The sequence below is a fragment of the Rathayibacter sp. AY2B5 genome (assembly GCF_002931645.1).
Classification (GTDB): Bacteria; Actinomycetota; Actinomycetes; order Actinomycetales; family Microbacteriaceae; genus Rathayibacter.
The window spans coordinates 328,999-354,695 of the sequence record NZ_PSUE01000001.1 but is presented as its reverse complement, the minus strand read 5'-3'; the positions used below and the strand labels follow the sequence as shown (position 1 = coordinate 354,695).

Below are 25,697 nucleotides of genomic sequence, written 5' to 3'. Positions count from 1 at the left end.
TGCAAGTGTTGCACGGCTGTGCATCCTCTGTGATGTTCTGCACGGATCCGATCACGGCGATCCGGTGACGGAGAGACGGCCACCGGGTGCGCGGGTCCTCGGACGGCCGCATCGTGGACGACGCGCCCCCGCCGATGCCCGAGGATCGAGCCATGACTCGAGCGACGCCCTCCGGCTCCGCCCCCGGCCCCCGCCGCATCCGCCTCCGCCTCCTGGTCGCGCTGCTGGTGCTCGCGCTGGTCCTCGCCGGCGCGGGCATCGCCCTCTCGCTCGCCTCGCGGAGCGGAGGCGCGGGCGCTCCGGCCGCGAGCTCCCCCGACCCCGGCCCGACCTCCTCCGTCGACATGGCCGAGCGCGTCGCCGGTCTCGAGAAGCGCTTCGCCGCCGGGTTCCCGCAGCACAGCATCGTCCTCACGGGCAGCTCCACGATCGGCCGCTGGACGACCTCCAAGGAGGACCTGCGTCCGCTCGAGACCTACAACATCGGGATCGGCGGCACGACCGTCGCCGATCACCTCGCGTGGCTGGACCGCATGGTCGCCCCCTTCGATCCCCGCGCCGTGATCGTGTACGTGGGAGCGAACGACATCAGCGGCGAGGAGGGCTCGCGCACCGGCGCCCAGACCGCCGGCGCCGTCGTCGAGTACCTCCAGCGCGTGGAGGAGGTCGCCCCCGACGCCGAGCTGTTCTACGTCGAGATCGCGGAGACGCCCGCCCGCGCCTCCGTCGGCGCCGAGGTCCGCGCCGCCAACACCGCGGTCAGCGCCTACGCCGAGACGGACGACCGCGTCACCTTCGTCCCCACCGCCGACGCGCTCGTCACTCCAGACGGCTCTGTCGACCCCTCCCTCTTCGTCGACGACGGCCTGCACTTCGACGAGGTCGGCTACGCCCGGTTCTCGGAGGCGGTCCGCGCGGTGGTCCTGCCCGCTCTGGAGTGAACCGGCGGGCCGACGCGCTGCAGCCCCGCTCGACGTGAGCGGCCCGGGGACACCGCGCCCGGAGCCCCCAGTGTTGACCCTGAAGGGGGACACGGCCCCTCCGCCGCGCGCGCCTATCCTGGCCCCGCGTCATCGCCGACAGCGCCCTCTGCACCGCCGCAGACCGCCGCTCGCTCAGCAGCGCCGACCGTCTCGGAGTCACCGATGCCCCGCTCGAGGATCCGCCCCCGCGGTCTCGCCCTGCTCACCGTCCTGGCGATCACGGCCGCCGCGCTCGTCGCCGGGCCCGCGGGTCCGGCGTCCGCCGCTCCCGTCGTGCCCGCCGGCTTCACCGACTCGCGGGTGGCGGCCGTCCCCGCGCCGACCGCCCTCGCCTTCACGACCGACGGGCGCACCCTCGTCTCCTCGCAGACCGGAGCGATCCGGGTGATCCGCGCCGGCGGCCTGGTCGCCACTCCGGCCCTCGACCTGCGCTCGAAGGTCTGCGCCAACGGCGAGCGCGGTGTGCTCGGCCTCGCGGTCGACCCGGCACCGGGCTCGCGCACCGTCGTCGTCTACTACACCGCGAAGGGCTCCGACTCCTCCTGCCCGACCAACGCCGGCGGCACGGTGAACCCCGCGGGAGCCCCGCGCAACCGCGTCTCCTCGTTCCAGCTCGGCACCGACGACCGCATCGACCCGGCCTCCGAGCGCGTCCTCCTCGACGGCATCTACTCTCCCGCGAGCAACCACAACGGCGGCGACCTCACCATCGGCAAGGACGGCCTGCTCTACGTCAGCGTCGGCGACGGCGGCTGCGACTACCGCGGCGGAGTCGGCTCGCCGGGCGGCAGCGGCTGCGGCGGCCGGAACGACGCCGCCCGCGACCCGAACATCCTGAACGGCAAGATCCTCCGGATCACCCTCACCGGCGGCGTCCCGGCCGGCAACCCCTACCTGGGCACCGGGACCGCCTCCTGCCGGCTCGCCCCGGCCGCCGAGGGCCTGCGCTGCCGCGAGACCTTCGCGAGCGGCCTGCGCAATCCGTTCCGGATGGCCTTCGACCCGAACGCGACCGGCACCGTCTTCCGCATCAACGACGTGGGCCAGGACGCCTGGGAGGAGATCGACCAGGGCGTCGCCGGCGCCGACTACGGCTGGAACACCCGTGAGGGCCACTGCGCGAAGACCGGCTCGGCCTCGAACTGCGGAGCCGCGGCGCCCGCCGGGCTCACCGACCCGGTCCACGACTACGCGCACAGCAGCGGCTGCGCCTCGATCACGGGCGGCGCCTACGTCCCCCGCGGCGTCTGGCCGGCCGCCTACGACGGCGCGTACCTCTTCGGCGACTACGTGTGCGGGAAGATCCGGACCCTCGGCCGCACCGGCGCGGCCGGCGACCTCGTGACCGGCCTCGGCGGCAGCAGCGCCGTCGCCATGGCCTTCGGTCCCTCGCGCGGGACCCAGGACCTCTTCTACACCAGCTACGCGAACGGCGGCGAGGTCCGGCGCCTCGCCTACACCGCCGCGGCGAACCGCGCCCCGACCGCGACCCTCACCGCCGCCCTCTCCTCCGGCGCGGCTCCTCTCGCCGCGCGGCTGAACGGCTCGGGCAGCAGCGACCCGGAGGGCGGTGCCCTGACCTACCTGTGGTCGTTCGGCGACGGCACCCCCGACCGCATCACGACCGGCCCGACCTTCACCCACAGCTACGCCGCCGGCAGCTGGACCGCGTCCCTCCGCGTCCGCGATCCGAAGGGAGCCGTCTCCGCACCCGCGACGACGAGGATCACCTCGGGCGACAGTGCCCCGACGGTGAGCATCACCGCACCCGCCGACGGAGGGGTGTTCGTGACGGGCCGGAGCTACGGCCTCCGCGCCACGGCGACCGACGCCGAGGACGGCGTCCTGCCCGCCTCGGCGCTCACCTGGACCGTCCAGCGCCGCCACGCTCAGCACACGCATCCCTTCCTCGGGCCGCTGACGGGGAACGACCTCTCCTTCGTCGCCCCCGGCCCGGAGGACCTCGCCGCCGCCGCGGACAGCGACCTCCTGATCAGCGTCACGGCGACGGACTCGAGCGGAGTGTCGACGACGGCGACGCGGACGTTCTCCCCGCAGAAGGTCTCCGTCACCCTGGCCACCGCTCCCGCCGGCCGGACGGTCGTCGTCAACGGCACCGAGGTCGCCGGAGGCACGACCGTCGTCTCGTGGGCGGGCTCGGCCCTCCAGCTGGAGGTCCCGGACCAGACCGACGCGTCGGGCACGGCCTACCGGTTCTCGTCCTGGTCGGACGGCGGCGCCGCCTCGCACAGCGTCGTCACTCCCGGGAGCAGCACCACGCTGACGGCGACCCTCGTCGCCGCCGGGCTCCCCGGCGCGCCGACCGCGGTCACCGCCACGGCGGGCTCGGACGGCACGGCGACGCTCGCGTGGTCGCCCCCCGCGGGGACCGGTGGCTCGGCGGTCACTGGCTACCGGGTGTCGCGCGACGGGTCCGACACGAGCGGAGCCGGAGCCTGGAGCGCCGTGGTCGCCGCGACCAAGCGCTCGCAGACCTTCACGAAGCTGGTCCCGGGCCGCAGCTACACCCTCTCGGTGCAGGCGGTCACGGCGAACGGCACCGGCCCGGCGGCCTCCGCGCTCGTCGCCGTCCCCTGACCGCCCGGCGTCCACCGGCCTCCCGGGCGCAGCCCTGCCGCCGCCCAGCCGTGCGCCCCTACGATCGAGCCATGCCGAGCATCCGGAGCCGCCGTCGGCCCCAGCCCCCGATCGAGTCCCCGGCGGGCGGGGGCGCCCGGTGAACGACACCCTCACCGGGATCCTGGACTTCGTCGTCAGCGTCCCCCCGGTCTGGCGGACGCTCCTCGCCGGACTCGCGATCTTCTTCGAGACCACGATCCTGGCGGGCCTCGTCGTCCCCGGCGACACGATCGTGATCGTCAGCGCGACCGGCGTGACCAGCCCGCTGCAGTTCGCGGCGCTGGCCGTCACGGTCGTCATCGGCGCCCTCTGCGGCGAGTCCGTCGGCTTCTACCTCGGCCGCTGGTTCGGGCCGCGGATCCGCGCGTCGCGCCTGGGACGCCGGCTCGGCGAGAAGAACTGGCTGAAGGCCGAGCGCTACCTCGCGCGGCGCGGCGGGTTCGCCGTGTTCCTCTCGCGATTCCTGCCGGTGCTGCACTCGCTGATCCCGCTGACGGTGGGGATGAGCGGGATGCGCTACCGGACCTTCATGGCCTGGACGATCCCGGCGTGCGTGCTCTGGTCGTCCGCCTACGTCGGCGTCGGCGCGGCCGCGGCCGGCAGCTACCGGGAGCTCTCGGAGAGCCTGCACGGCGCCGGCTACGTCTTCGTGGGCGTCATCGTCGTCTTCGCCCTGCTCGTGCTCCTCGGGAAGAAGCTCCTGAACAGAGCGGAGGCACGTCACCTCGACGAGTGACGCGCCTCCGGGCGTGGATCCGGGGAGGATCAGTCGACGAGACCCGCCGACTTCAGCCACTCGCCCGCGATCGCGGACGCGGACTTCTGCTCGTTGACGCTCTCGGAGTTGAGGGCGACGAGGTCGTCCGCCGTGAGCTTCGCGCTGACCGCGTTCAGCACCTCGGCCGCGTCGTCCGTGATCTTGCTCGAGACGATCGGCACGACGTTGTCGGCCACGAACAGTCCGTCCGGGTCCTCGAGAGCGACGAGGTCGTTCTTCTGGATGTTCGGGTCGGCCGTGTAGACGTTCGCCAGCTGGATCTGGTCGCTGGTGAGCGCGTCGACGGTGGTCGATCCGCCGCTGTCCTCGATCGCCTGGAAGGTGGTCGTGATGCCGTACTTCGACTGCAGGGTGTCGGGCCCGTAGGGCCGCGTCTGCAGCTCGGAGTTGCCGCCGACCACGATCGGGTCGGTGACGTTCTTGAGCGACGCGATGTCGGTCAGGTCCCACTTGTCGGCGAAGGCCTGGGTGACGGTGTACGAGTTCTGGTCGCTGGCCTCGGCGGCGTCGAGGGCGCGGAGGCCGTCGGGCAGCGCGTCGCCGAGCGCGGAGTACACGTCGTCGGCGGTGGTGGCCGTCGCGTCGGGCTCGAGCGCCTGCAGGAGGCTGCCGTCGTACTCCGGGAAGACGTCGATGGATCCGCTCTCGATCTCGGGCAGGTAGATCTCGCGCTGGCCGATGCGCAGCTGGCGGTCGACGGTGAAGCCGTCGTTCTCCAGCGCCTGCGCGTAGATCTCGGCGAGGATCTCGTTCGAGTAGTAGTCCTGCGAGCCGACCACGATGGTCTCGCTGCCCGCAGTCGCACCCGATCCCTCATCGAGCGGATCGCTCGAGGAACACCCTGCCAGTGCCACGACGGCACCGACCGCGAGTGCGCTGAGCGCGACACGGCCCTTCGTGAAATGTGCTGTGAACATTGCTATTTCCCTTCTTCGATGGGGATTCCCATCACCGCGCGTCGTCGGGGCGACGAGGCGCGGGAACCTGTGCGGCCGGCGGTGCCGGCCAGGCCGAGCACGACTCCGCGCGGCACGGCGAGCCGCTGGAGGAGGGCGAAGAGGATCTCGCTGAGGAGCGTCAGCACGATCACCAGGATCGAGCCGGCGAGCATCTGCGGGTAGTCCCCCGACTTCACTCCGCGGAAGATGTACTGCCCGAGGCCGCCGGCGCCGATGTAGTCCGCGAGCGTGGCGGTCGCGATGATCTGCAGCGCCGCCGAGCGGAGCCCGCCGATCAGCAGCGGCAGCCCCAGCGGGATCTCGACCTTCGTCAGGATCTGCCACTCGGTCATGCCCATCGAGCGCGCCGCGTCGACCGTGCGGCGGTCGACCGCCTCGAGCCCGGAGTACGCGCCGGCGAGCACCGACGGGATCGCGAGCACGACGAGGGCGATCACCGGAGCGCCGAGGCCGAGCCCCAGGCTCATCGCCGCGAGGACGAGCACGCCCAGCGTCGGCAGGGCGCGCAGGCCGCCTGCGACCGGCACGGCTATGCCCTTGCCGCGCCCGGTGTGCCCGATCAGGTAGCCGATCGGGATCGCGATAGCGGCCGCGATCACGAGCACCAGCAGGCTGATGCCGACGTGCTGGGCGACACGGGTCGGGATCGCGTAGACCCCGGTCCAGTGCGCGGGGTCGGCGATCCAGGCGAAGGCCTCGGCGATGAGGTTCACGACGTCACCGCCCTCTCGACCGCGACCGGTCTGCGCGAGCGGCGCGTGCGGTCCAGAGCCGTCCAGGGCATGAGGAGACGGCCGATCAGCACCAGCAGTCCGTCGAGCACCAGCGCGAGGACGATCGTGAGGACGATGCCCGTGACGATCTCACCGGTGATGCCGCGCTGGAAGCCGTCGGTGAAGAGCAGGCCGAGGCTCTGGATCCCGAGCACCGCGCCGACCGTCACCAGGCTGACCGTGCTGACCGTGACCACGCGCAGGCCCGAGAGCAGGACCGGACCGGCCAGCGGGAACTCGACCCGCCAGAAGCGCGCCCAGCCGGAGTAGCCCATCGCGGTCGCCGACTGGCGGACGTCGTCCGACACCGCGCCCAGTGCGTCCGAGGTGGTGCGGACCATCAGCGCGACGCCGTAGAGGGTGAGGCCCGTGATCACGTTGGCGGTCGAGCGGAGCGGGATGCCCAGCAGGACCGGCAGCAGGATGAACATGGCCAGCGAGGGGATGGCGTAGAGCACGCCGAGCCCTGTCAGCAGGGTGCCGCGGCTCCAGCGGTAGCGGTTCGCGAACCAGCCGAACGGCAGCGAGACGAGGAAGCTGAGCAGGATCGGCGGGACCGACAGGGCCAGGTGCGCCAGCAGGTTCGCGACGATCGCGTCCGTGTTGTTGACGACCCAGTTCACGCGGCGGGGCCGTCCTGCGCGCGCAGCACTCCGGTCGGGCGCCCGTCGCCGTCGACCACGATGCGGGCGCCGTCGCGCTTCTCGATCCGGAGCGAGCGCTTGCCGCGGTCGGCGCCGACGAAGCCGGCGACGAACTCGCTCGCGGGGTTCGCCAGGATCTCGGCGGGCGAGCCCTTCTGCGCGATCCGGCCGCCCTTCTCGAGGATGACGACTTGGTCGCCGAGGAGGAACGCCTCGTCGATGTCGTGGGTGACGAAGACCACGGTCTTGTCGAGCTCGTCCTGGAGCCGCAGGGTCTCGCGCTGCAGGTCGGCGCGCACGAGAGGGTCGACCGCGCCGAACGGCTCGTCCATCAGCAGGATGTTCGGGTCGACCGCCAGGCCGCGCGCCACCCCGACGCGCTGCTGCTGGCCGCCGGAGAGCTGGCTGGGGTACCGGGCGGCGAGCGCACGGTCCAGTCCGACCGTGTCCATCAGCTCGAGCGCGCGGGCGTGCGCCTGCTTCTTGGCGACCCCGTTCAGCCTCGGCACGGTCGCGATGTTGTCGATGACCTTGCGGTGCGGCAGGAGGCCGGAGTTCTGCATCACGTAGCCGATGCGGCGGCGGAGCGCGACGGCGGGCAGGGACGAGATGTCCTCGCCGTCGATCTCGATGGTGCCGGAGGTCGGCTCGATCATCCGGTTGATCATGCGGAGGATCGTGGTCTTCCCGCAGCCCGAGGAGCCGACGAAGACGGTCGTCTGCCGGGAGGGCAGCACGAGCGAGAAGTCGTCGACCGCCCGCGTGCCGTCCGGGTACTGCTTGCTGACGTTGCGGAACTCGATCACGAGGCCGCCCGCCGTCCGGCGGTGTGCGCGCCGATCTGTCCCTGGTCCACGACTGTGCCCGCTCTCGCTCCGCGCGTCCGGCCGTTGCACGGCCCGCGGCCCCGAACGGGGCCAGGCGGCAAGGAAAACACCAATAGCAGCCGCCTGCCAACCCGGACCGCGAAGTGTTGCGGGATGTTCCGGGAGCGACTAGGGCCTTGACAGTCCTAGCCGGTCAGGACTCCTCGACGGCTCCGTAGTGCGAGGTCATGTAGTGGCGCAGCAGCGAGCGGCTCTCGTCGATGAAGCGCTGGTCGCCGTTGGGGTCGATGAGGAACGCCCGCGTGAGCAGCGCGTCCGCGACCTCGATGGTCACCTCGAGGCGGAAGGACAGCTGCGCGCCGCCCGGGAGGCCGTACTCGGACGCGAGGATCTCGGCGAAGCGGCGGGCGAAGAAGCCGGCCTCGAACGCCTCGCCCGCGACCTCGGGGGCGTGGATCGTGTCCACGAAGCGGATGGAGCGGAAGCCCGGCTCGTTGCGGTGCATCTCGCAGAAGGCGTCGATCGCGCAGTCGACCGCGCCCCACCAGTTGCCCGGGTGGGTGTCGCGGATCTCGGTGATGACGCGGCGGCGGAAGCGCTCGAGGGCCCGCTCGCGCAGCGCCTGGAGGACGGCGATGCGGTCCGGGAAGTAGCGGTAGACCGTGCCGATCGCGGCTCCCGCGCGCTCGGCGACCATCGCCGTGGTCAGACGGTCGAAGCCGACCTCGTCGACGACGGCGGCCGCCGCGTCGAGCAGCGAGGCGAGACGGGCGGCGCTGCGCACCTGCACCGGCTCGTTGCGGACCTGGGACGATTCACCGAACGGTCGATCGACGAGGTTTCCAAGAGGCACGGCGGGCTCCTTCGGTCGTGGTTCCTACAATCGTACGCACGGCGACCGCCGGTCGGGGTCGTCTCATCGAAAGTCCCTCGTGTTTCGCGCCCCCGGAAGGGCGACGGCTCCGCGGGTCCGATCCACCCGGGAGAAACCATGTGCGGACGCTTCGTCCTCTCGCAGACCACCGCCGACCTGGTGGCGCTCTTCGACATCGACGAGCCGGGCGCCGACCTGCCGGAGCCGTCCTGGAACATCGCGCCGACCCAGCGGATCGCCGTCGTCGCGGAGTCGATGAAGGGGGTCGAGGAGGGCAGCCCGCCGCGGCGCCGGCTCGCCGGAGCCCGCTGGGGCCTGGTGCCCCGCTCCGCCGCCGACCCGTCCGCGGGGCCGCCGCTGTACAACGCGCGGATCGAGTCCGTCGCCGAGAAGCCGTCGTTCCGCGAGTCCTACGCCTCCCGGCGCGCGATCGTGCCCGCCTCGGGCTGGTACGAGTGGCGGGTCGGCGCGGACGGGGCGAAGGCACCCGTCTACGTCTCGCCGGGCGAGGGCTCGCTCCTCCTGTTCGCCGGTCTCTACGAGTGGTGGCGCTCGGCCCAGCCGGGCTCTCCGTGGCTGCTCTCGGCGACGGTCCTCACCCGCCCCTCCGCCGGGCCGCTCGCCGAGGTGCACGAGCGGATGCCCGTGCTGCTGCAGCCGGAGCTGATCGAGGACTGGCTGGACCCGGCGTCCCCCGGGGACGGCGAGCTGCTGCGCGCGGCCGCCGAGGGCGCGGCCGAGCTGGCCGAGGAGCTCGAGGTGCACGGCGTCGGCGCGGCCGTGGGCTCCGTCTCGGCGAACGGCCCCGAGCTGATCGAGCCCACCGGAGCCTGACGATCGCGTGAGAGCGCGATCCGCGGTCCGGCATCCGGTCTGACAGACTGGGCGGATGCCGCTGACGCCCGAGAGCAAGCCCCTGAGCGCAGGCAAGGCGGAGGTCATGCACCGCGCCGCCCGCCTCGAGGACCGACTCCACTCCTTCCGGATGAGGCGCGTGAAGCGCAAGGGCTACGTCCCGAGGGTCATCCCCTACACCGGCTACGGCTCGACGACGCAGCTGCGCGTCCTGGCCCGCGTCCTCTACACGCGGCCGACCCCTCCCGGGGTCGAGGAGGTCCGCCCCGTCGAGGGCGTGCGCGGCTGGCGGAGCTTCACCAGCGTCTTCGTGAGCGGGGCCGTCGTGACCGTCGAGGCCGACGGTCAGACCCACCGGGTGACGGCCGACCGCGGCGGAGTCGTCGACGCGGACCTCCCGATCACGCTCGAGCCCGGCTGGCACACCATCACCTTCTCGACCGCGGGCTCGAAGCCCGTCGAGGCGCCCGTCTTCATCGTGCGTCCGGAGTCGCGGCTCGGCGTCGTGTCGGACGTGGACGACACAGTCATGGTCACCGCGCTCCCCCGCCCCTTCGTCGCCGCCTGGAACACCTTCGTGCTCGACGAGCACGCCCGGATGCCCACGCCCGGCATGGCGGTCTTCCTCGACCGCTTCGCCCGGCAGTACGAGGGCTCCCCGGTCATCTACCTCTCCACCGGCGCGTGGAACGTCGCCCCGGCGCTCACCCGCTTCCTCTCGCGGCACCTGTACCCGGCCGGAGCGCTCCTCCTGACCGACTGGGGCCCGACGCACGACCGCTGGTTCCGCAGCGGCAAGCAGCACAAGGAGATGAACCTCCGCCGACTCGCGGCCGAGTTCCCGGACGTGCGCTGGCTGCTGGTCGGCGACGACGGGCAGCACGACGAGGAGATCTACTCCGACTTCGCGGACGAGCACCCCGACAAGGTCGCGGCGATCGCGATCCGCCAGCTCTCCACCGGCGAGGCGGTGCTCGCGGGAGGCCGCTCCAAGGCCGAGGACCGCTCCCTGACCAGCGGCACGACCTGGGTCTTCGCGCCCGACGGCGCGGGCATCTCCGAGCAGCTGACGGAGCTCGGCATCCTCTGATCCCGCACCGGCTCCGGGAACGACGGAGCCGTCCGCTCCCCGGGGGGAGGGACGGCTCCGGTCGATCGGCTCGGACTACGCCTGGTGGGCGGCCTGCAGGTCGAGGGTGATGGTGACCTTCTCGCCGATGAGCACGCCACCGGTCTCGAGGGCCGCGTTGTAGGTCAGACCGAAGTCGGTGCGGTCGATGGTGGCCTTGGCGGTGAGGCCGGCCTTGTAGTTGCCGTAGGGGTCGGTGCCGAAGCCGCCGAACTCCACCTCGAAGGTGACGGGCTTGGTGGTGCCCTTGATGGTGAGCTCGCCGTCGACGAGGAAGTCGTCGCCGTTCGGGCGGACGGCGGTCGAGACGAAGTGGATCTCCGGGTACTTCTCGGCCTCGAAGAAGTCGCCGGTGCGGAGGTGGCCGTCGCGGTTGGGCTCGTTGGTGTTGACGGAGGCGACCTCGGCGGTGGCCTCGACCTTGGAGTCGAGCGGGTTCTCGCCGGTGGTGAACGTGGCGGTGAAGCGCTCGAACTTGCCCTTGACCTTGCTGATCATCAGGTGGCGGACGCTGAACGCGACCTCGCTGTGGGTGGGGTCGATGACCCAGGTGCCGGCCTTGTAGCCGGGGATGGTGACGGTGTCGGTCATGGTTTCTCCTCGAGTGTGACGGTCGTCGCGGGGAGAGCGTCCCCGTCCGATGTATGCAAGCGCATCGACGTCGATCAGTATTCCATGTAGCGACAACTATTTCATCCACGTTCCGTCGAAGGATCGGCGGACACCGCGTGAACACGGAGCGCCGCACCCCGGACGGGGGTCGGAGACGCTCCCCGAGCAGTCGTCAGCGGTCGGCGGGAGCCGGGTTGCGGATGCCGAGGAGGGAGACGACGCCGCCGGCGACCAGGAGGGCGGAGGTCGCGACGGCGGCACGGGAGAAGCCCTCGACGTCGAGCGAGTCGCCGACCACGAGCGAGGTCGCGGCGATGGCGACCAGCCCGGCGATGCGCGAGACGGCGTTGTTCACGGCGGAGCCGACTCCGCTGTGCCCGTCCTCGACCGCGCCGAGGATCGTCGAGGTCAGCGGGGCGACCGTCACCGCGAGGCCGAAGCCGAAGAGGAGGATCCCCGGCAGCAGCTGCGTGGCGTAGTCGGCGCCCTCGTCGACGAAGGAGAGCAGGAGGAACCCGGCCGCGGCGATCAGCGGTCCGACGCCCATGAAGAGCCGCGGGCCGAACCGCGCCGACAGCGACCCGGAGACCTGCGAGAGCAGGAGCAGCAGGATCGTCGGCGGGAGCGTCGCGAGCCCGGCCAGGGTCGCCGAGAAGCCCAGGGTCTGCTGCAGGAACAGGCCCAGCGCGAAGAAGCCGAAGGAGAGCGCGCCGTAGACGAACGCCGTCGAGACGTTGCCGACGGTGAAGTTCCGCGACGCGAAGAGCGACAGCGGCAGCATCGGATGCGCCGCTCGCCGCTCCCACACGACGAACGCGACGAGGGCGGCGACTCCCGCGATCAGGGCGGTCAGCACGAGCGGATGCTGGATCCCGAGCCGCTCCTGCTCGATCAGCGCGAACACCGGCCCTCCCAGGCCGATCACCCCGAGCACCGCGCCGACGCCGTCGATCGGCACCCGGGTCCCCGAGTCGACCGCGCCGAGCCTGCGCAGCAGGACCAGCGTCACCGCGATCGGCAGCAGGTTGAGCGCGAAGACGTACCGCCACGAGCCCGCGTCCACCAGCAGGCCGCCGAGCACGGGCCCGGCGATCGTCGCCGTGCCGGTCCAGGCCGTCCACGCACCGATGGTCCGGGCCTGCGCGGCGCCGTGGACGGTCGCGATGATGAGGGCGAGCGAGCTGGGCACGAGGATCGCGCCGGCGGCACCCTGGAGCATCCGCGCCACGATGAGGACCTCGGCGGTGGGGGCCAGCGCGCACAGCAGCGAGGTGACGCCGAAGCCGATCAGGCCGATGGTCATGCTGCGGGCCCGGCCGATGCGGTCGGCGAGCGAGCCGGCCACGAGGATCAGCGCGCCGAGCGTGATCAGGTACCCGTCGACCACCCACTGCTGCACCGCGAGCCCGCCGCCGAGCTCGCGGGTGATGGCGGGCAGGGCGACGTTGACGACGGTGCCGTCGAGGAAGGCGACGAAGGAGGCGAGGACGGCCACCACGAGCACCGCGCGGCGGCGCGTCCCGGCGGGGTCGGCGGAGGCGGTCATGCTCGGGCTCTGGTCACCCGCTCACCGTACCGGCGGCCGCCGCCCCCGGGGCCGGGAGGGCGGGCATCCGGGCCCCCGAGCGCGGCCGCACGACGGATCCAGACTCGTCGCCTACTCTCGTAGCCATGTCTGCGCAAGGAACCGCCCGCGGCGGCGTGCTCGCCCGGGTCCTCGGGATCGTCGGAGCCAGCCTCGCCGGGGGCCTGCTGATCACGGTCGGGGTCACTCCCGCCCTCGCCGTCACCGGTCTCGCCGAGAACAACCCGATCGGGCTGTTCGAGACGGTGCCCGAGTACCTCGAGCTCGGCCAGCTGGCCCAGAAGACCGAGATCTACGCCAAGCGCACCGACGGCTCGGACGAGCTGCTCGCCTCCTTCTACGCGCAGAACCGCGAGGAGGTGGCCTTCGACCAGGTCAGCCAGTCCGTGAAGGACGCGGCGGTCTCGACCGAGGACCCGCGCTTCTACGACCACGGCGGCGTCGACCTGCAGGGCACGATCCGCGCGGTGCTCAGCAACATCGTCGGCGGTGACCTCCAGGGCGGATCCTCCATCACCCAGCAGTACGTCAAGAACGTCCTCGTGCAGAAGGCGGAGTCGCTGAGCGCGACCGACGAGGCCGCCTCGGAGGCCGCCTACGAGGAGGCGACCGCGACCACTCCGAGCCGCAAGCTCAAGGAGATGAAGCTCGCCGTCGACCTCGAGAAGAAGTACAGCAAGGACGACATCCTCCTCGGCTACCTCAACATCGCGGGCTTCGGCGGCCAGGTCTACGGCATCCAGGCGGCGGCCGAGTACTACTTCTCGACCAGCGCGGCCGACCTGAGCCTCGCGCAGGCCGCCAGCCTGATCGCCACGGTCAACAACCCCAACGGCCTCAGGATCGACCAGCCCGAGAACATTCCGGACAACAAGGTCCGCCGCGACTACGTCCTCGACCAGATGCTGCAGGAGGGGAAGATCTCGCAGGCCGACCACGACGCCGCCGTCGCCGAGGAGGTCGTCCCCGCGATCACGCAGACGCCCACCGGCTGCCAGACCGCCGGCAACGCGGCCTTCTTCTGCGACTACATCACCCGCGTCGTCCAGAACGACCCGGCGTTCGGCGACGACGCGGACACCCGCCTCGCGAACTTCCAGCGCGGCGGCTACAAGATCTACACGACGCTCGACCGCGACCTGCAGGACACCGCGGCCAACGCGACGAACAACGCCGTCCCCAAGGTCCCCACCCTCGACACCAACATCGGCAGCGCGACCGTCTCGATGGAGGTCGGCACCGGCCGGATCCTGGCGATGGTGCAGAACAAGGACTACGACGCGGCCGGCGCCGTCAACGGCGCGAACTTCTCCGCCGTCAACTTCAACACCGACACGGCCTACGGCGGCTCCGCCGGGTTCCAGGTCGGATCGACCTACAAGGTGTTCACGCTCGCGCAGTGGCTCGCGAGCGGACGCACCCTGAACGAGACGATCAACGGCCGCGAGCGCACCTTCTCGGGCTTCCCCGCCAGTTGCGCGCCCGGCGGCGAGCTCGACACCTCCTACGAGGTCAACAACGACGACAGCGAGAACGGCAGCTACAGCGTGCTGACCGGCACGATGCAGTCGATCAACACCGTCTACGTCTCGATGGCGCAGCAGCTCGACCTCTGCGCGATCCGCGACCGCGCGGTCGGCTTCGGCGTGAAGGCGGCCGACGGCGGCGAGGTCGACTACAAGCCGTCCGCCGTCCTCGGCTCGGACACGCTCATCTCCCCCCTCTCGATGGTCACCGCCTTCGCCGGCTTCGCCAACAACGGCACCGCCTGCTCCGCGATCGCCATCGACGCGATCACCGACGCGACCGGCGCCGCCGTCCAGCCGCCGACCTCCACCTGCAACCAGGCCCTCAGCCCCGAGCTGACGGCGGTCGCGAACTACGCCCTGCAGCGCGTCGTCACCGGCGGCACGGCCGCCCAGTCCGACCCGGACGACGGCATCGAGCACATCGGCAAGACGGGCACCACCGACAACGCGGAGTCGACCTGGATGGACGGGGCGAGCTCGCGCGTCGCGACCGTGGTCTGGGTGGGCAACATCGACGGCCACACCTCGATGCGCGAGGTCCGCTTCCCGAACTCGGAGCTCGAGAGCCGCCCGTACGCCTCCAACATCCGCCACTACATCTGGAACTCGGTGATGACCCGCGCCGACCAGAAGTACGGCGGAGACGACTTCGAGGAGCCCAGCAGCGCCCTGCTGAACGGCCGCCAGATCGCCGTGCCGACCGTCTCCGGCCGCTCGGTCGACGACGCCACGGAGGCGCTGGAGGACCTCGGCTTCGACGTCGAGGAGGGGGCGACCATCGACTCGTCGCTCCCGGCCGGCGTGGTGGCGGGCACCGACCCGGCCGCGGGCACGACCGTCGCGCGCTACTCCGACATCGCCCTGCTGATCAGCAACGGCTCGCAGGTCCCGGCTCCCGCCACCCAGGCACCGGCTCCGGCTCCGACCGGCACGGGAGTCCCCGCGACCGAGGCTCCCCCTGCGACTCCCACGGCGACCCCGACAGCGACAGCCACGGCGACTCCGACGGCGGAGGTCGAGGAGTGAGCTTCGACGCGGACTTCCTCGGCGTCCCCGCGGGTGCGCCGCGCCTGAGGGTCGAGCGCCCGGTGCGGCTCCTGCCGTACACGCACTTCGAGGTGCTGCTGGATCCGGAGCGGCGCCTGGCCGTCTCGACGGCCGTGAACATCGACGGCGCGCGCCTGGTCGAGCTCGGCCGAGGCGACGACTGGCACCTGGACGACCGCATCCCCGCCTCCGAGCAGACCGGGCCGGAGGTGTACGCCCGCAACGACCTCGACCGCGGCCACCTCGTCCGCCGCCGCGACCCCGTCTGGGGCGACCGGGACGAGGCCGCCGCGGCCAACCGCGACAGCTTCTGCTACACGAACGCCGCGCCCCAGGCGAGCGGCTTCAACCAGTCGCAGGAGCTGTGGCTCGGGCTCGAGACCCTGGTGCTCGAGTACGCGCAGACCTGGCGCACGCGCCTGAGCGTCTTCACCGGGCCCGTGCTCGCGGACGACGACCCAATCTACCGCGGTACGGGCATCCCCCGCCGCTTCTGGAAGATCGCGGCCTGGAGCCCGGACGGATCGACGCTCGCGACGAGCGCGTACCTGCTCGACCAGAGCGAGCTCGTGGAGCGCGTGCGCGAGGGCCTGGTGCCGCTCGGCGGCTTCAGGACGTTCCAGCTGCCGGTCGCCGCGATCGGCGAGCTGACAGGCCTCGACGTGGACCTCCTCGCCGGGGCCGACGTGCTCGGCTCGGCAGGACTCCGGCCGGAGCCGTGGCGCGAGATCGTCGAGCCGTCCGACGTGGCGAGCGGCCTCCTCCCCCGCTGAGGCTCCGCCGGGGGCAGGATGGGCGGATGAGCACCCCCGTCCTGGTCGAGATCACCTCCGGCGCCGTCGTCCTCCGCGACCCGGAGGGTCCGCTCGTCCGCGTCGACGAGGCGGGCTACCTCCGCGGCGACGGGGTCTTCGAGACCGTCGCGGTCCTCGACGGACGTCCCCGCGCGCTCGGCGAGCACCTCGCGCGGCTGGCCGGATCGGCCCGGGCCGTCGGGCTGACGATCCCGGAGGCGCCCCTCTGGTCCCGAGCGGTCGACCTCGCCGTGGCGGAGCACGACCGGGTCGACGACCTGACGGTCCGCTTCATCGCCGCCCACGGCTCGAGCGACTCCGCCCGGTGCACCGTGCGCGCGGCTCCGACTCCCGACTCGAGCGCGCTCCGGGAGAAGGGCGCGGCCGTCGTCGTGCTGGACCGCGGGTACGCGAGCGGTCCGCTCGCGCCGTGGCTGCTCCCGGGCGTCAAGACCACCTCGGGCGCCGTCACCCGGGCGGCGCTGCGCGAGGCGGCGTCCCGGGGCGCGGACGACGTGGTCTGGCGCACGAGCGACGGGCTTCTCCTCGAGGGGGCGACGTCGAGCCTGGTGCTCCTCGGCGACGGGGTGCTCGCGACGCCGCTCTCGGACAGCGTGCTCGCCGGCACGACGGTCGAGCGGGTCCTCGCGCTGGGCGAGCGCCGCGGGCTCGCGTCGTCGCGCCGCGAGCTGCCGGTCTCGGCGCTCACCGGTGCCGATGCGGCGTGGCTGGTGTCGAGCACCCGGCGGGCGATCCCCGTCCGCTCGGTCGACGGCGCACCGCTCGCGATCGACGCGGGCCTGACGGCGGCGTTCGAGGCGGGGCTGCTCGCCGGCTGATCGCGTCCGCGGCTCGGACTCCCTGCGCGTCAGGCCGCTGCGGCCAGCGCGCGGGAGGTGTGCGGGCCGACGCCGGCCTCCTCCGCGTCGCCGAGATCGGCGAGCGTGTCGACGTCCAGCCTCAGCGTCGACGAGCCTGGCAGCACGACGACGGCGCAGCCCGCGTCGCGGTGCCGGGCCAGAGAGCCCGGGCCGAACGCCGGAGCGACGAGGGCTCCGGCCGCCAGCAGGAGCGCCGTGGTGCCGCTCCCCTCGCGGTCCGGGACGACGGCCGGGAGCGACCGCGTCGCGAGCGCCTCGGAGAGGTCCGACGGCAGCAGGGCGGGCAGGTCCCCGGTCAGCACGATCACCGGGGCGCCCGGCCGGCGGTGGAGGGCGGCCTCGGCTCCCCCGGACACGGCGGCGTCGAGGGTCCCCGGGTCGGGCACCACCACCAGCTGCGGGTGCTCCGCCCGTGCGCGGTCGGCCGCACCGGCGTCGGAGGTGACCAGGAGAAGGCTCGCCACCGGCTCCGCGGCGGCCACGGCGGCGAGCGTGTCCAGGAGGAACGCCTCGGCCAGCGCCGCGCGGCCCGGCACGTCGAGGCGCGTCTTCGAGCCGCCGCGGCCCTTGAACACGACGACCGCGCTCCAGCCGGTCACGCGCGCTCCTCGCGCGAGGCTGCTCCGGCCGCGAAGCCCTCGGCGAAGGCCTCGTCGGCGCCGAGGCGGAACATGTCGTCGGGGCCCGTGCGGGTCAGCGTGCGGGCACCCGGGCTCTCGATCCCCGTCACCAGGCGGGCGAGCCCGCGGACGACGGCGACGGGGCGACCGCTCGCCTTGCCCTTCACCAGGTCGCCGAGTGCGGCGATCTCGTCCGCCACGGCCGGCATGGTCACTCCGAGCGTGCGCCCCAGGGCGTCGACTCCGCCGCGGAGGTCGTCGATCACGAGGACGCCGGCGGCCCCGATGGCCGCGTCGGTCTGCCCGACCCGCCACGCGCGGCCCAGGGTGTCGCTGACGAGCACGCCCACCTCCACGCCGAGCCGCTCCCGGAGGCCCGCGCAGAGGGCCCGCGCCGAGGCGTCGGGGTCGACGGGGAGGAGGAGGACCGTCCCCTCCGCGACGTTGCTGGCATCGACTCCGGCCGCCGCCTGCACGATCCCGAGGCGGTTCTCCACGATGCGGGTGACGCCGGAGCCGTGCGCCCGGGTGGCGACGACGCGGACGGTCTCGGCCGTGATCGCGTCCTCGCGGTCGGCCGCGGCGACGACGCGCCCCTCCGCCTTCGAGACGATCTTGCTCGTGACCACGAGGATGTCGCCGTCCGCGGGCCGGTCCTCCTCGGCGGCGGCGGCGACGGCCGCGAGGATCAGCTCGAGCAGGTCGTCACCGGGAGTCACCTCCGGGATGCCGTCGAGGGCCCAGGCCTGCACGCGCGTCTCGCTCACCGGTCCATTCTCCCGGCTGCCGCGGGCGCACGGGTCCACGGCCCGGGATCGCCCGGGTGGACGATCGGCGGCGCCTCAGCCGGCGGCGAGGTACGCGGCGACCGCGGGCGGCACGTAGGGGGCGACGTCGCCGCCGAGGGAGGAGACCTGCCGCACCAGCGAGCTCGACACATGGGCGTGCGCGGGATCGGGCAGGAGGAACACCGTCTCGACGTGCGCGAGGTTGCGGTTCACGATCGCCATGGGGGTCTCGTACGCCACGTCGACCTGCGAGCGGATGCCCTTCACCAGGATGCTCGCGCCGACGTCGGTGCAGTAGTCGACGAGCAGGCCCATGCTCCACGAGGCGACGACGATCCGCCCCTCGAGCCCGGCCTCCGCGATCGACTGCTCGATGAGCGAGACGCGCTGGGCGATCGGCAGCAGCGCCGTCTTGGCGGGGTTGTGCACCACCACGACGTGCAGCTCGTCGACCAGGCGCGCGGCCCGCTCGATCACGTCGAGATGACCGAGGGTCACGGGGTCGAAGGAGCCGGGGACGACGGCGATGCGGGCCATGCCGACAGAGTAGCGGGCGGGCACCGCCTAGCTCTTGGCGAGGAACTCCCGGTCGCGGTCCTGCACGCGGCGCTCGAGCGCGGCACGGAGCCGATTGTGCGAGGCGAGGGACGGGTCCTCCGCGAGGAGCCGCTCCGCCAGCGCCCGCGCCTCCACGATCACGTCCGCGTCCTGCACCACCCGCAGCAGGCGGAGCGACGAGCGCCCGCCGGACTGCGAGTCGCCCAGCACGTCGCCCTCGCGGCGCAGCTCCAGGTCGACCTCGGCGAGCGCGAAGCCGTCGAGCGTCGCGGCGACCGCCTCCACCCGCTCGCGCGCGACCGTCCCCGCCTCCGCCGCCGTCACGAACAGGCACACCCCCGCGACGCCGCCGCGCCCGATGCGCCCGCGGAGCTGGTGCAGCTGCGAGACCCCGAACCGCTCCGCGTCGAGCACGACCATCATCGAGGCGTTCGGCACGTCCACGCCGACCTCGATGACCGTCGTCGACACCAGGACGTCGATCTCCCCCGCGGCGAAGGAGCGCATCACGGCGTCCTTCTCCTCCGTCGTCATCCGCCCGTGCAGCGCGGCCGACCGCCGCTTCCCGAGCAGCGGATGCGCGCGCACGCCCTCCAGCGTGGCCGCGACGGTCGTGAGCGGCGCGGCGGCGTCCTCCTCGGGCGGCTGCGCGCCCTCGGCGGGCTCCCCCGGCTCGATCGCCGGGCAGACGAGGTAGACCTGGTGCCCCGAGCGGATCTCCTCCTCGGCGCGCTCCCACGCCCGCGCGATCCACGCGGGGTGGTCGGCGAGCGGGACCACGTGGCTCGTGATGCCGGGGCGCCCGGCGGGCAGCTCGCGGATGGTCGAGGTGTCGAGATCGCCGAAGACCGTCATGGCGACGGTCCGCGGGATGGGCGTGGCCGTCAGCACCAGCACGTGCGGCGGGGTGGCGCCCTTCCGGCGCAGGGCGTCCCGCTGGTCCACGCCGAAGCGGTGCTGCTCGTCGATCACGACGAGGCCCAGGTCGTAGAAGGAGACCGCGTCGCCGAGGAGGGCGTGCGTGCCGACGACGATCTTCGCCGTGCCCGAGACGATCCGGAGTAGGGCCGCGCGGCGCTGCGCCGCCCCCAGCCCGCCGGTGAGGAGGGTCGGCACCAGCTCGGCCGCGAGCTCCGGGCCGAGGGTCCTCGCGATCGAGCGGAGGTGCTGTCCCGCGAGCACCTCGGTGGGAGCGAGCAGCGCCGCCTGCCCGCCGCTCTCGGCCGTGGCGAGCATCGCCCGGAGCGCGACGAGGGTCTTGCCGGAGCCGACCTCGCCCTGCACCAGCCGGGTCATCGGGCTCTCGGCAGCCAGATCGGCGGCGATCTCGTGCCCCACCGCGGTCTGGTCGCCGGTGAGGGCGAAGGGCAGCGCGGCGTCGAAGCGCTCGAGCAGCCCGCCGGGGCCGGGCACGCGGGCGGTCGCGGGGCTGCTGCGCGCCGAGGCCCGGCGCTCGAGCAGGGCGAGCTGCAGGAGGAACGCCTCGTGGAAGCGGAGCGTCTCGCGCGCCTGCGCCTCCTCGCCCTCCCGCTGCGGGCGGTGGATCAGCTCCAGCGCCTCGCCGAGGCCCAGCAGCGAGCGGCCGGCGCGCACCTGCTCGGGCATCGGGTCGGGCACGTCGCGCAAGCCGTCCAGCAGCACGCCGATCGCGGCCTGGAGCTGCCAGCTCGAGATCGCGCTGGTCGCCGGGTAGATCGGGATCGGCCGCTCGGCCCAGTCCTTCGCGAGCTCACCGCCTCCCGTCTCCGTCGCGGCGGCCTCCTCGTCGTCGAACAGGCGGTAGTCGGGATGCGTGAGCTGCGGGGTGTCGCGGAACATCGAGACCGTGCCCGCGAAGATCCCGCGCACGCCGCGGTGGAGCTTCGCCGCGCGCCAGGGCTGTCCGAAGAACGTCAGCGAGAGCGTGCCCGAGCCGTCCGAGATGACGACCTCGAGCAGGGTGCCGCGCCGGTTGCGCATCGGCCGCTCGCGCACCTCGCGCACCTCCGCCACGATCGTCACGCTCTCTCCCACGGGGAGACGCGAGAGCGCCGTCAGCTCGCCCCGCTTCGCGTAGCGGCGCGGGTAGTGGCCCAGGAGCTCGCCGACCGTGCGGTACCCGAAGGCCTTCTCGACCGCGGTCGCCGTGCGCGGCCCGATCAGCGGCGCGAGCGAGGCGTCGAGGGGGTCCGGGATCACCTAGCGATCATAGGTCGGACCTCGGACGCGCGAGCCGGGCGACCGGGTCCAGCGCCGAGCGCGGCACGACCGACGCGAGCACCCGACGACCGGCACCCGCGGAGCCGCGGAGCGCGGCGGCCACGGCGGTCGCGTCGTCCCACGCCTCCGACTCGCTCGCGGACGGCGAGTAGCGCCGGCGCTCGACGCGCTCCCGGAGCCCCTGCAGACGTGCCGCCGCTCCGGGGTCGAGGGCGGGAGCCATGCGGGCCTCCTGCGCGCGCGGAGACTCCGTGTCCTCCACGGGGACGCCCAGGTCGCGGGCGGTCGCCAGCAGCTCGGCCCACGCGGCCTCGACGGAGCCGGAGCGCGCGGACCGGCGCCGCAGCGCGCGCTGGACGGCGCGCATCAGCCAGGGGACGAGCACGAGCAGCAGGAGCAGCACCCAGAGCGTGGCCGCGGGAGCCGCCGTGGTGCTCGAGGCGCCGACGGCACCGGGGGTCGGCGTCGCCGACGCGGCCGTCGGAGTGGGTGTCGCGGCGGGAGCGCTGGTCGCACCGGGCGCGGTGGTCGCGGTCGAGCCCGGGGCGGTGGGGCCCGAGGACGCCGTCGCGCTCGGCAGGGTGTAGGAGGCCGGAGCGCCGCGGCTGGGCGTCGGCTCGAAGGGCAGCCAGCCGACTCCCTCGAAGTACAGCTCGGGCCAGGCGTGCAGGTCGGAGGAGAGGACGCGGTAGGTGGTCAGGTCGCTGCCGCCGGAGGGCACGACGGAGCCGGGCTGGTAGCCGATGGCGAGCCGCGACGGGATCCCGAGCTCGCGCGCCATCACCGCCATCGCCGAGGCGAAGTGGACGCAGTAGCCCTCCTTCGTCGTCAGGAACGCCGAGAGCACGCCGACTCCGTCGCCGTCGTAGCCCTCCTCCGCGGGGGTGTCCTCGGAGTAGCGGAACTCGGACGAGCGGAAGTACGTCTGCAGCGCGCGCGCCCGGTCGTAGGCGGTCGGAGCCTCCGCCGTGACCTCCTCGGCGGTGGTGCGGACGATCTCGGGCACGTCGTCGGGGAGCGAGAGGTACCGGTCGACGCCGGACGGCGCGGGCGCGGCGAGCAGCTGCTGCGGGTCGGGCTCGAGCCGCAGCGCCTGCACCTGGTAGTCGTCTCCGGAGCGGGTCGTCGCGTCGCCGCGGATCGAGCCGTCCTGCACGTCCTGGAGCCAGCCGTCGCCGACGCCCGTCAGCGACGAGACCGGATACGGCACGGGGAGCCACTGGCTCCGCAGCGTCTCCACCGAGACGTCGACCTCCTCCGCCTCGCGCGGCACGCTCTCGGAGAGCCCCTCGGGCGCGATCGGCGCCTCGATCGGAGCGGTCTGCTCAGTCTCGCTCGGCGCCCAGTCGTCACCGTCGAAGTCCGAGACGGTCAGCACGCGGAGGTAGACGGGCAGGTCGGAGTCGGTGGCGTAGCGCAGCACGGTCACGGGGTTCGGGCGGCGCAGGTCCGCGCCGAGAGCGACCACCGGGTCGATCGCGCCGTTGAAGAGGATGCCGGAGACGCCCGAGGGGGCGGTGGTGCGCGCGTAGCCTGCCGCCGACCCGGCGACGACTCCCGCGCCCAGGACGACGACGGTCACGGCCGCGAAGGCGGGCAGCACGGCCGCGGCCGCGCTCGGGCCGCTCGGGCGGCGAGGGGCGGCCGTGGCGGCGAGCACGCCCGCGTAGGCGAGCGCAGTGACGACGAGGCTCGCCCAGGACACCTCGGAGGGGTCCACGATCGCCGGCACCGCGAGCAGCGCCGCAGGGAACAGACCGGCCAGGGCGGGGAGGCGGACGGAGAAGGCGAACAGGTCGGCCGCCCAGGCGAGCACGACCACCCCGCCGATCAGGAGGAACGAGATGCCGTCGTCGGCGATGGCCGGGAGCCCCTGCTGGGCGATGGACTGGAAGCCGCCCTGCGCGAGCGCCTCCGCCTGCGCGACGGCGCCGGGCGTGGGGATCACGAACAGCAGGGCCCGACCGGGCACGAACATCGCGGTCAGCACGCCGACCATCGTCAGCGTGCCGAGGATCGGCGGGACGACGGGGTGCACGCGCAGAGCCCGGGCGGCGGCCGGGACGCCGAGCACCACGGCGACCGCGCTCGCGAGGAGCACCAGCCAGTCGACGCCGACGAGGAGCCGCCCGATCCCGGCGGCGGCGGCCGTGATCGCGAGGAAGAGCAGACCGCTCAGAGGAGCCGACCCGGCGCGCGGATCGCTCTCGACGCGGCGGCTCACGCCACCACCCGCAGAGCGAGAGCCTGCGCCCACGCCTCCTCGACGGAGGCACTCGGGTCGACGGACACCGCGTACCAGCCGAGCGAGGCGAGAGCCGCCTCCTCCTCAGCGGTGCCGGCGACGACGAAGGCGATCGCGGGGCGCGACTGCGCGGCCAGGGAGCCGAGGGCGTCGAGGTCCGACTCGAGGAGTCGGGTGAGGACGGCGAAGACCGGTCGCACTCCCCCGGTGTCGCGCATGTCGGCCGAGATCCGGGTCACCGCGTCGACCGACTCGCGCGAGGGCGCCAGCTCGGCCAGGCGCAGCAGCACGTCGTGCGCCACCTCGCGCTCGTCCTCCGAGTGCTCCGGCTCGCCGTCCGCACCCGTCTCGACGAGGTGGGTCTCGAAGCCGCGGTCGAGCAGGTGCACGGCGAGGGAGGCCGTCATCGACACCGCCCACTCGAGCCGGTCGTCGCCGCGCCGCTCGAGCACGCGCTCGGCCCGGGTCTCGAGGAGGATCCACGCGTGCGGATCGGTGTTCTGCTCGTCCTGGCGGACCATGAGCTCACCGGAGCGGGCGCTCGCCCGCCAGTGCACCCGGCGCATGGCGTCCCCCGGGCGGTAGTCGCGCGGGATCACGTCGTCCGTGCCGGCGCCGGCCGTCGCGTGCGCGACCGGGCTCGATCCGCCTGCTCCGTGCGCGTCCAGGACGTCGCTCTGGAGCGGCACGACCCGCGGAGTCACGACGAACGGCTGCGCAGCCCCCACGACGCTCTCGCGGAGCGCGAGCCCGAGGCCGTCGCCGCGCACCAGGCGCAGCGGGCCGATGCGGTGGATCCCGCGCCGCTCGGCGGGCAGACGGTAGCGGGCGCGCACGCGGCCGCCCGACGGGACGCCCGGCAGCCCGAAGACGCCCTCGGCGACCGGCCGGCCGACGACGACCCCGCGCTCCACGCGCTCGAGCCGGTCGTGGGCGCGCGCCCCGCTGCGGACGGCGCGGCCGCGGTTCTCGAGCAGCACGTCGACCTCCACCACGTCGCCGGCCGCGACGGTCTGGGGAGCGAAGCGGCGCTGCACTCGGAACGACGCCGGCGCCAGGAGCAGGGAGACGAGCGCGCCCAGGGGCAGGCCCAGCAGCACCAGGCCGACGAACAGCAGCTCGCGGAACTCTGTCAGCGGCGCGATCACCACTCCCGCGACGCCCAGCAGAACGAGCGCCCAGCCGCGCAGCGTCAGCGCGACCCCGCGGAGCGCGGGCAGACCGCCGAGACGGGACGACGGCGTCTCGGCGGCGCGGGCCTCAGTCGCCACGGTTGCCGAAGGGGACGGGGGTGGCCGCGACGATGCGCTGCACGATCTCGGTGACCGAGTGCGAGGATCCGGCGCCGGAGCGGCCGGGGAGGCGCGTGGCGGGCAGGAGGCGGTGGCCGAGCACGGGGACGGCGAGCGCGTCGACGTCGTCCGGCACCACGAAGTCGCGGTCGCTGAGGGCGGCGAGAGCCTTCGCGGCGGCGATCAGCTGGAGCGTGGCGCGCGGGCTCCCCCCGAGCCGCAGCTCGGGGTCGACCCGCGTGGCCTGCATGATCGCCACCACGTACTCCTGCACGGGTGGTGCGACGTACACGGAGCGCACGTAGGCCATCATCCGCTCGAGCTCGGCGAGGCCCACGACGGGCCGCAGCTCCTCGAGGGGGCTGGCCGAGTCGCGGGTGCGGATCATCTCGAGCTCGGCGCGCTCATCGGGGTAGCCGAGCGAGAGGCGGGCCATGAAGCGGTCGCGCTGGGCCTCGGGCAGCGAGTAGGTGCCCTCCATCTCGACCGGGTTCTGCGTCGCGATCACGGCGAAGGGGCGCGGGAGGAGGTGGGTGGTGCCGTCGACCGAGACCTGGCGCTCCTCCATGCACTCCAGCAGCGCCGACTGCGTCTTGGGCGAGGCCCGGTTGATCTCGTCGCCGATCAGGATGTTCGCGAAGACCGGGCCCGGCTTGAACTCGAAGTCGCGGGTCGCCTGGTTGTAGACCGAGACCCCCGTGACGTCGGAGGGGAGCAGGTCGGGCGTGAACTGGATGCGCGCGACGCTGCCGCCGACCGAGGCCGCCAGCGACTTCGCCAGGACCGTCTTGCCGGTGCCGGGGACGTCCTCCATCAGGAGGTGCCCACCGGCGAGGAACACCGTCAGCGCCATCGAGACCTCGGCCGACTTGCCGTCGATCACGCGGGTGAGGTTCCCGAGGACGGCGCCGCAGTGCGCCGTGAACTCCTCGCGGGTCAGGGGCGTCTCGGGAGCCGCTCGGCGGCCGACAGCGGAGCGGGTGTCTTCGAGCGACGTCATAGCTAGGGATTCTCGCAGTCCTGACGGGAAAAGGGTCCAGGTTCCGAGAGTTCGCAGTGTGCCGCCAGGCGGGAGCGCGCGGCGG

22 protein-coding genes are annotated in these 25,697 nt (G+C 73.4%); 8 read left to right on the top strand and 14 right to left on the bottom strand.

Annotation, left to right across the window (positions count from 1 at the left end; genetic code table 11):
* Positions 1–152 precede the first annotated feature (152 nt).
* The 3 genes from C5C30_RS01565 (at position 153) to C5C30_RS01555 (ending at position 4,359) form a co-directional block, all read left to right on the top strand.
* A complete protein-coding gene (locus C5C30_RS01565; protein WP_181131412.1) occupies positions 153–941 on the top strand; it encodes a GDSL-type esterase/lipase family protein in 789 nt (262 codons plus the stop codon).
* Between the two features lie 204 nt (positions 942–1,145).
* On the top strand, positions 1,146–3,581 hold the full coding sequence (locus C5C30_RS01560) for a PQQ-dependent sugar dehydrogenase (RefSeq protein ID WP_104333034.1): 2,436 nt from the start codon (positions 1,146–1,148) through the stop codon (positions 3,579–3,581).
* A gap of 139 nt (positions 3,582–3,720) precedes the next feature.
* The gene (locus C5C30_RS01555) at positions 3,721–4,359 is read left to right on the top strand and encodes a DedA family protein (protein WP_104223112.1); all 639 of its coding nucleotides are present in this window, start codon (positions 3,721–3,723) and stop codon (positions 4,357–4,359) included.
* A gap of 29 nt (positions 4,360–4,388) precedes the next feature.
* Here C5C30_RS01555 and C5C30_RS01550 read toward each other — a convergent pair whose 3' ends face one another.
* The 5 genes from C5C30_RS01550 to C5C30_RS01530 form a co-directional block, all read right to left on the bottom strand.
* Positions 4,389–5,318: an ABC transporter substrate-binding protein gene (locus C5C30_RS01550; protein ID WP_104223111.1), complete on the bottom strand. Its 930-nt coding sequence runs from the start codon at positions 5,316–5,318 to the stop codon at positions 4,389–4,391.
* A gap of 2 nt (positions 5,319–5,320) precedes the next feature.
* Complete coding sequence (locus C5C30_RS01545) at positions 5,321–6,073, bottom strand: ABC transporter permease (protein WP_104223110.1); 753 nt, start codon at positions 6,071–6,073, stop codon at positions 5,321–5,323.
* A complete protein-coding gene (locus C5C30_RS01540; RefSeq protein WP_104223109.1) occupies positions 6,070–6,756 on the bottom strand; it encodes an ABC transporter permease in 687 nt (228 codons plus the stop codon). The genes C5C30_RS01545 and C5C30_RS01540 overlap by 4 nt, the downstream gene beginning before the upstream one ends.
* Positions 6,753–7,583, bottom strand: a complete 831-nt coding sequence (locus C5C30_RS01535) for an ABC transporter ATP-binding protein (RefSeq protein WP_104333033.1) — start codon at positions 7,581–7,583, stop codon at positions 6,753–6,755. The genes C5C30_RS01540 and C5C30_RS01535 overlap by 4 nt, the downstream gene beginning before the upstream one ends.
* Positions 7,584–7,797: 214 nt before the next feature.
* Positions 7,798–8,457 carry a TetR/AcrR family transcriptional regulator gene (locus tag C5C30_RS01530; RefSeq protein WP_104223107.1) on the bottom strand — a complete coding sequence of 220 codons (660 nt, stop codon included), beginning with the start codon at positions 8,455–8,457 and terminating at the stop codon, positions 7,798–7,800.
* A gap of 138 nt (positions 8,458–8,595) precedes the next feature.
* Here C5C30_RS01530 and C5C30_RS01525 point away from each other — a divergent pair, with 138 nt between their 5' ends.
* Both C5C30_RS01525 and C5C30_RS01520 read left to right on the top strand, forming a co-directional pair.
* A complete protein-coding gene (locus C5C30_RS01525) occupies positions 8,596–9,312 on the top strand; it encodes an SOS response-associated peptidase (protein WP_104333032.1) in 717 nt (238 codons plus the stop codon).
* 55 nt (positions 9,313–9,367) lie between these two features.
* Positions 9,368–10,423, top strand: coding sequence for an App1 family protein (locus C5C30_RS01520; RefSeq protein ID WP_244230626.1), 1,056 nt, complete (start codon positions 9,368–9,370; stop codon positions 10,421–10,423).
* Positions 10,424–10,498: 75 nt separating this feature from the next.
* Here the strand turns inward: C5C30_RS01520 and C5C30_RS01515 are convergent, their stop codons facing one another.
* The gene (locus C5C30_RS01515; protein ID WP_104223105.1) at positions 10,499–11,053 is read right to left on the bottom strand and encodes a YceI family protein; all 555 of its coding nucleotides are present in this window, start codon (positions 11,051–11,053) and stop codon (positions 10,499–10,501) included.
* Between the two features lie 193 nt (positions 11,054–11,246).
* Positions 11,247–12,620 carry a DHA2 family efflux MFS transporter permease subunit gene (locus C5C30_RS01510; RefSeq protein ID WP_104333031.1) on the bottom strand — a complete coding sequence of 458 codons (1,374 nt, stop codon included), beginning with the start codon at positions 12,618–12,620 and terminating at the stop codon, positions 11,247–11,249.
* Positions 12,621–12,745: 125 nt separating this feature from the next.
* Here C5C30_RS01510 and C5C30_RS01505 point away from each other — a divergent pair, with 125 nt between their 5' ends.
* From C5C30_RS01505 to C5C30_RS01495, 3 genes are read left to right on the top strand one after another with little or no spacing between them, the layout of a single operon-like run.
* Positions 12,746–15,214 carry a transglycosylase domain-containing protein gene (locus tag C5C30_RS01505; protein ID WP_104309747.1) on the top strand — a complete coding sequence of 823 codons (2,469 nt, stop codon included), beginning with the start codon at positions 12,746–12,748 and terminating at the stop codon, positions 15,212–15,214.
* Complete coding sequence (locus C5C30_RS01500; protein ID WP_258065752.1) at positions 15,211–16,008, top strand: DNA/RNA non-specific endonuclease; 798 nt, start codon at positions 15,211–15,213, stop codon at positions 16,006–16,008. The genes C5C30_RS01505 and C5C30_RS01500 overlap by 4 nt, the downstream gene beginning before the upstream one ends.
* A gap of 26 nt (positions 16,009–16,034) precedes the next feature.
* Positions 16,035–16,868 (top strand): aminotransferase class IV, encoded by an 834-nt coding sequence (locus C5C30_RS01495; protein WP_104262532.1) that lies wholly within the window; start codon positions 16,035–16,037, stop codon positions 16,866–16,868.
* A 29-nt stretch (positions 16,869–16,897) separates the two neighbouring features.
* On the opposite strand, the gene cofC is transcribed toward C5C30_RS01495, so the two are convergent.
* The 7 genes from cofC to C5C30_RS01460 form a co-directional block, all read right to left on the bottom strand.
* Positions 16,898–17,509, bottom strand: coding sequence for a 2-phospho-L-lactate guanylyltransferase (gene cofC, locus C5C30_RS01490; RefSeq protein ID WP_104225626.1), 612 nt, complete (start codon positions 17,507–17,509; stop codon positions 16,898–16,900).
* Positions 17,506–18,297 (bottom strand): coenzyme F420-0:L-glutamate ligase, encoded by a 792-nt coding sequence (locus C5C30_RS01485; protein WP_258065751.1) that lies wholly within the window; start codon positions 18,295–18,297, stop codon positions 17,506–17,508. Before C5C30_RS01485 ends, cofC begins: the two co-directional genes overlap by 4 nt.
* A gap of 75 nt (positions 18,298–18,372) precedes the next feature.
* The gene (gene coaD, locus C5C30_RS01480) at positions 18,373–18,855 is read right to left on the bottom strand and encodes a pantetheine-phosphate adenylyltransferase (protein ID WP_104233800.1); all 483 of its coding nucleotides are present in this window, start codon (positions 18,853–18,855) and stop codon (positions 18,373–18,375) included.
* A gap of 27 nt (positions 18,856–18,882) precedes the next feature.
* The gene (locus C5C30_RS01475) at positions 18,883–21,054 is read right to left on the bottom strand and encodes an ATP-dependent DNA helicase RecG (RefSeq protein WP_374955294.1); all 2,172 of its coding nucleotides are present in this window, start codon (positions 21,052–21,054) and stop codon (positions 18,883–18,885) included.
* A gap of 7 nt (positions 21,055–21,061) precedes the next feature.
* On the bottom strand, positions 21,062–23,299 hold the full coding sequence (locus C5C30_RS01470) for a DUF3488 and transglutaminase-like domain-containing protein (RefSeq protein ID WP_104333030.1): 2,238 nt from the start codon (positions 23,297–23,299) through the stop codon (positions 21,062–21,064).
* Entirely contained in the window at positions 23,296–24,591 is a 1,296-nt protein-coding gene (locus C5C30_RS01465) for a DUF58 domain-containing protein (protein WP_104223099.1), read from the bottom strand. Before C5C30_RS01465 ends, C5C30_RS01470 begins: the two co-directional genes overlap by 4 nt.
* Positions 24,581–25,612, bottom strand: coding sequence for a MoxR family ATPase (locus tag C5C30_RS01460; RefSeq protein WP_104225624.1), 1,032 nt, complete (start codon positions 25,610–25,612; stop codon positions 24,581–24,583). The genes C5C30_RS01465 and C5C30_RS01460 overlap by 11 nt, the downstream gene beginning before the upstream one ends.
* Positions 25,613–25,697: the final 85 nt, after the last annotated feature.

Coding starts and splice junctions, on each gene's coding strand:
- C5C30_RS01565 (WP_181131412.1), top strand. CDS start 153: ATGACTCGAGCGACGCCCTCCGGCTCCGCCCCCGGCCCCCGCCGCATC.
- C5C30_RS01560 (WP_104333034.1), top strand. CDS start 1,146: ATGCCCCGCTCGAGGATCCGCCCCCGCGGTCTCGCCCTGCTCACCGTC.
- C5C30_RS01550 (WP_104223111.1), bottom strand. CDS start 5,318: ATGTTCACAGCACATTTCACGAAGGGCCGTGTCGCGCTCAGCGCACTC.
- C5C30_RS01525 (WP_104333032.1), top strand. CDS start 8,596: ATGTGCGGACGCTTCGTCCTCTCGCAGACCACCGCCGACCTGGTGGCG.
- C5C30_RS01520 (WP_244230626.1), top strand. CDS start 9,368: ATGCCGCTGACGCCCGAGAGCAAGCCCCTGAGCGCAGGCAAGGCGGAG.
- C5C30_RS01515 (WP_104223105.1), bottom strand. CDS start 11,053: ATGACCGACACCGTCACCATCCCCGGCTACAAGGCCGGCACCTGGGTC.
- C5C30_RS01510 (WP_104333031.1), bottom strand. CDS start 12,620: ATGACCGCCTCCGCCGACCCCGCCGGGACGCGCCGCCGCGCGGTGCTC.
- C5C30_RS01505 (WP_104309747.1), top strand. CDS start 12,746: ATGTCTGCGCAAGGAACCGCCCGCGGCGGCGTGCTCGCCCGGGTCCTC.
- C5C30_RS01495 (WP_104262532.1), top strand. CDS start 16,035: ATGAGCACCCCCGTCCTGGTCGAGATCACCTCCGGCGCCGTCGTCCTC.
- coaD (WP_104233800.1), bottom strand. CDS start 18,855: ATGGCCCGCATCGCCGTCGTCCCCGGCTCCTTCGACCCCGTGACCCTC.
- C5C30_RS01460 (WP_104225624.1), bottom strand. CDS start 25,612: ATGACGTCGCTCGAAGACACCCGCTCCGCTGTCGGCCGCCGAGCGGCT.